This window comes from Dyella sp., assembly GCF_036568765.1.
Taxonomy (GTDB): Bacteria; Pseudomonadota; Gammaproteobacteria; order Xanthomonadales; family Rhodanobacteraceae; genus GSA-30.
On the sequence record NZ_DATCRY010000309.1, the window covers coordinates 1 to 4684 of the forward strand.

Here is a 4684-nt window from a genome sequence, read left to right on the forward strand (position 1 = left end):
TGCCATGGCGATCGGTCGTGCCGATCGGGTTGTTCTCCAGTTTTACCGGCATGTTGGCAACACCGCCGGTGGATACCACGGCGAAGCCATTGTTGATATAGCGCGCCGCAAAGACTCCTCCGCCCATCAACACCAAAGCACCCGCGGCACTCATATAACCGTAACGCGTATCGCCGATGCTATTGATGCCGACAGCAACTTGGCCATAGCGCCCCAGGTAGTCCAGCTCACCCTGCGCTCCGCGCTGATCGTCACCCTCGCGAAGATCGGCGCGCCAGCTGAAGCCGCCCTGGCTTGGCGGTGATTGACTGGCGTTGAGCACGAAGCCGGTACGGTTGCCATCGCGCTGCACAGTACCGCTTGTTGTGATGTTGCGATCCAACGCGAGGGTAGCAATCAGGAAGATGCTCCGATCGGATGCCTTGTCGAGGTTTTGATTGATATTGAGATTCAGCGATAACGCTTGCCCAATGGAGCGATACCAGTAGGCGCTGCCATAACGGGTGGCGTTCTGCTGCGGGTAGCGCAGGTGAAGATAGCTCACGCCAAAATTGCCCCAATGCGCTGTGCTGTAACCGGCGATCGCCTGTGCGCCGATATTGGGCGGCGGCGGTCCATAAAGCGTGGCTACATCGCTGTAGCTGCCGCGCGTGCGAGTACCGCTTACACTGAAGTTGAAGCGATTGTCGCGCCAGCTATAGCCAAGCGAATACAGCGTACCGCGACGACCTGTATGTTCGCTCCGGGCCAGTGAGGCAGAAAGGACGCCGCTGGAGGCGCCAAGCAGCCATGCGCCGCCACCGCCGGCGTTGGTTAGTCCTGGTGTGGCTTCGGCATGGCCTTCGACTGTGATTCGATCGCTGGCGCCATAGCGCCATGTGCCGCTGCCGACAGGATCATGGCCGTAGCTAAAGGACCTCAAGCCGTAATCTTCGCGCACGGCTCCCAGTTCGGCTGACCAGGCCGACAAGCCTTGCTTGAGCAACTGATGTTCATCGTAAAGGGAAAAATTGAGCGTGGTGGTGCGGCCTAGCGCATCGGTCAATACAACCTGAGCGTTGCCGGCACCGTCGATATTGGGAACCGTGTTGAGCTGAAACGGACCGGCTGGCACTTTGCCGTTGTACTGCTCCACGCCATTGACGTAAAGCTGCACATTCGAGGGCAGGGTGGCCGAGCCAAGAAAAGCCGGAAGCGGTGCGGTAATCAAATAAGGCTGCAAGGCAAAGTCGGTACCCACCTGTATGCCTGCAATCCGTGTAGACCGGGACCAGGACAGTGCATCGGTCAGGGTGTCGCCTAGACGTAGCGTTAGCAGGCTATCGGGAAAAGACGTGCTCCAACTACTGTCCAGCCGTACCGAGTGGCTCTTCCATTCGTCGCTATTACGAACGAATTGAGCCAGTGTTGTGGTGCTGAAAACGCCGCGGTCATTGAACGCGCGTAATTCGGCGAATGTGCTCAGGGTACGGGTGTCGCCTTGCCCCGCCGTGCCATAGATATCGTAGTTCAACAGGACGCCGGGTGAGGCGGTGGCCTTTGGCCGGTTATTGCCGGGTGCATTGAGCACTGTCGTGTCCAATTGCAGCATGCGCAGCGGTGCATCGATCGCCGCAGTCTGGTGACGGGTGTCGTAGTTAAGCTGGACATCCTGCAGGCTGTTCAGTCGAACTGGATCGGGCGTGCCGGCAGGAGGCGCGAAGCCAAGCTCTCGTAGTGTAGAAGTACTGGCCCAAAGGTAGCCATTGAGATCGACGAAATGTGCCAGTCCGCGAGGTGAGCCATTGAGACTCACCTCAAGATAGACGTCCATGCCGTTCAGGCCCCTCGTGCTATCGCTGTTGTCGACGATCGGGGCGGGGTTTGATGTCATCTCGTTCGCTTCGGTCGCGTCGGCGGCATAGTTACCGGATGCAAGCAGGCCCTGCAGCAGGACAACTTCAGCGAGGGTGATCGGACAGCGACAGGTTTTGCAACGCCTTCTCGCCATTGATCATCGCCTCAAGGGTGCCGCCGGCGGGAAACGCGGAGGCGGGTGGCTTCAGCATCCACTGCATAGTGGCGCCCGGTAAAACGTAACCAAGCAAACCAGGGTTGATTTCCGTGCGATGACCGTCGGTGCCGATGTAGCTAAGCGAAGCCAATTGAGCGTGGCTCCCGCCGCGATTACTGACTTGCAATACGATATCTTCGCCGCGGCGATGCAGATCCCATTGCAATTGCGGGCCAACCTTGGTTCCGAGCGGTTCGATAAAGATTGGCAAGGAATAATGCAGCACAAACTGTAATCCCCGTTTGCCTTCCGCGCCGACCGGCAACTCGTCGATCGCCAACCTGTAGGCATCCTCCGCTGCGTTGGCGCCGCTCGGCGGCGCTCCCGTCCTGATGACGCGTATTAACTGGCGATCGCCCGGAGCGAGTTGTACCATCGGTGGGCTGATCACCAGGCCGCGGGATGCGACGAGCCGATCTTGCTGATCGTTCTGCGTCCAGTGATACACGCGTACCTGTGCATGCACTACATTGTCGCCAGTATTGCTAAGCCACAAGCCCTCGGCGTTTTGCGAGGACTTCAGCGTGACAGTCGTTGGTGCGACTTGTAAGCCGCTTGCACCCGCATCTCCGGCCATCCACAGGCCGGCGAGCAGTGCGGAGCATTCCGTATACCGCCGCCACGTGTGCTTCATGGACAAAAGCTCAGAAGTTCACGTTGACGGTGACGGTGTCCGCATAGCTGTCGGGCGTAAAGTTGGCGCTGGGTGCGGTGGCATATACGGTAAGCGATTGTGCGGTACCTGTGCCCGTACCGGCTACGCCGTTGCCCACCGTGGTTGAGGTGGCTGTATTGCCCCACACCGTGCCAGAGGGGCCGGGTGTCGAAGTCAGTTGATATGGCACCTTGTCGGTATTGCCGGGCAGGGCATCGGCAGTGCTCATCGCACCGCTACCGGTCGTCGTGCCGCCGTTGGCAGCCGAAGGAGCCAGGCCGACGAAATACGGAGTGGCTTTGGAGCAAGTCACGCTGATGGTATTGCTGCCAGTCGTATCGACTGCCGTGGAATCGACCGTGCCCAGATTGATATTGGAGCTGGCGCCCGCGGTAACAGAGCAGGCTTTCTGTATCGTCATGAGAACTTGGAACGTGGCAGTGGCAGGACTCGCAGCATGAGTCGAAAGGCTGAAGCCGCTAATGACGAAAAGGATGCTGGCCGATAGAGCCTTCTTGAGCGACATGGTGAATCTCCCCTGTAAAACAATTTGAGCGGAAACTTCAAATACAGCTCGGGCGTCGTTGCATTATTCAAAAAGGAAATGCGGCATTGCCGGAAAAGAAGCGCATGAAAGGGTGGTCTTGCTGCGAAGAATTCACAGCGTCGGCTCGCAAAGGGCTGATGGATACTTTAATTGCGTGAATTGCAAGTGATTCAGACATTAATCTTTTGTGAGCCACCTCCAATGAGTGCCACTTCAAATGTCCATGCAATTGGGATCTGCTTTAGTCGGAGGTTACCCCACAAAATGCAATGTGGATAGTGGGCTTATTATGTGGCGGGTGATTTTCAAAAATCACGGATATTGTCTGATTAATTAGGATTTAAATTGTCATTCATATGATTTGGGCGTTCGCTTTTTTGATTGGCGGATATCTATAGTGCTGCATGCAGCCAAGAAGCCCCTATCGCTGCGACGAAAGCCGGGGCGACGGGTGAGATACAAGTTGCCAGGTCTGAGCGGGCTAGAACTCCTCCCGGCACATCCTTGGACGAGGATCGAGCGGTCAGAAAGTAATGCGCACCCCGAGTGAGCCTGATGCACTACCTAAACCGTAACTGCCCAGGCGGCGGCTACCGACTACCTCGCCGTACACAGATACGCGCTTGCTTAGTTGGCCGTCGATACCAAAGGCTGCTTTTACCGAGCGACCGATCGATGCCGTGTCGAAACGCGTGCCTTCGATTGTCACGCTCGGTGCGCCACCCCAGACGTGGCTTACCGCCAAACGCGCGTAAGGCATCGCGGCACCCCCATTGACCGGATATCCAACGCGCACGCCACTTTCCAGTAGCGTGGAGATATTACGGCGTATCGACACCTGCATGCCATCGGCGTCCTTGGCCACATGAGTGGAAAGCTTGTCGCGTTGCACTCGCAAAGATTGCTCCACCACCAGACCATTAGACAGCGTATGCCGGCGCCCCGCTTCCATCGATACTCCGAATGCGTTGGCACCAAGTTTGCCGGCGCAGTCGCGACCGGGAGAGCGGACACGTCCGCGATAAGTGCCGAAGGATGTCATCGCGTCGATATACCACCCGGCAGTGTGCTGCTAGGTGGCGATCAGCGCCCAATCGCGCGCCCGTACATCGGTCTGGCTGTTTTCGGCCTCAGTTACCGTGGTCGGGGTGTATTGCATGGCACCAAAGGTAGCGGCGGCGCCCAGGCGCAGGTCCTGCGTGTCGCTCGTTACATGCAACCAGTTGCCACCTACCTGGGTACCCCGAGTGTGGTAGCGCATATTGTAACCGTAGTGGCTGAAATCCAGGTCGCTGCGATAGCTGCCGGCGTTCGCCAACTGGCGCACGTAAAACTCGCTGGTATCGGTATCGGCTTCGCCAGGACGGACAGCGCCCAGACGTTCGCGCATGCCATCCATGACCGAGGTCCGGTAAGCATGCAGTGCGGC

The 4684-nt window shown here is 58.0% G+C and carries 4 protein-coding genes and 1 pseudogene; all 5 read right to left on the reverse strand.

The genetic code is table 11. The features are described from left to right. Nucleotides 1-1990 (reverse strand): fimbria/pilus outer membrane usher protein (locus VIM98_RS19345; protein WP_331994739.1); only part of this gene is annotated, 1990 nt, incomplete at its 3' end. Continuing rightward, nucleotides 1941-2687: a molecular chaperone gene (locus tag VIM98_RS19350; protein WP_331994740.1), complete on the reverse strand. Its 747-nt coding sequence runs from the start codon at nucleotides 2685-2687 to the stop codon at nucleotides 1941-1943. The genes VIM98_RS19350 and VIM98_RS19345, both read right to left, overlap by 50 nt. Before the next feature lie 10 nt (nucleotides 2688-2697). Then, entirely contained in the window at nucleotides 2698-3234 is a 537-nt protein-coding gene (locus VIM98_RS19355) for a Csu type fimbrial protein (RefSeq protein WP_331994741.1), read from the reverse strand. 544 nt (nucleotides 3235-3778) lie between these two features. Next, nucleotides 3779-4309, reverse strand: a pseudogene (locus tag VIM98_RS19360) (autotransporter outer membrane beta-barrel domain-containing protein); the annotation flags it as partial. An 18-nt stretch (nucleotides 4310-4327) separates the two neighbouring features. Then, the coding region (locus VIM98_RS19365; RefSeq protein ID WP_331994742.1) for a hypothetical protein at nucleotides 4328-4684 on the reverse strand (357 nt) is incomplete at its 5' end.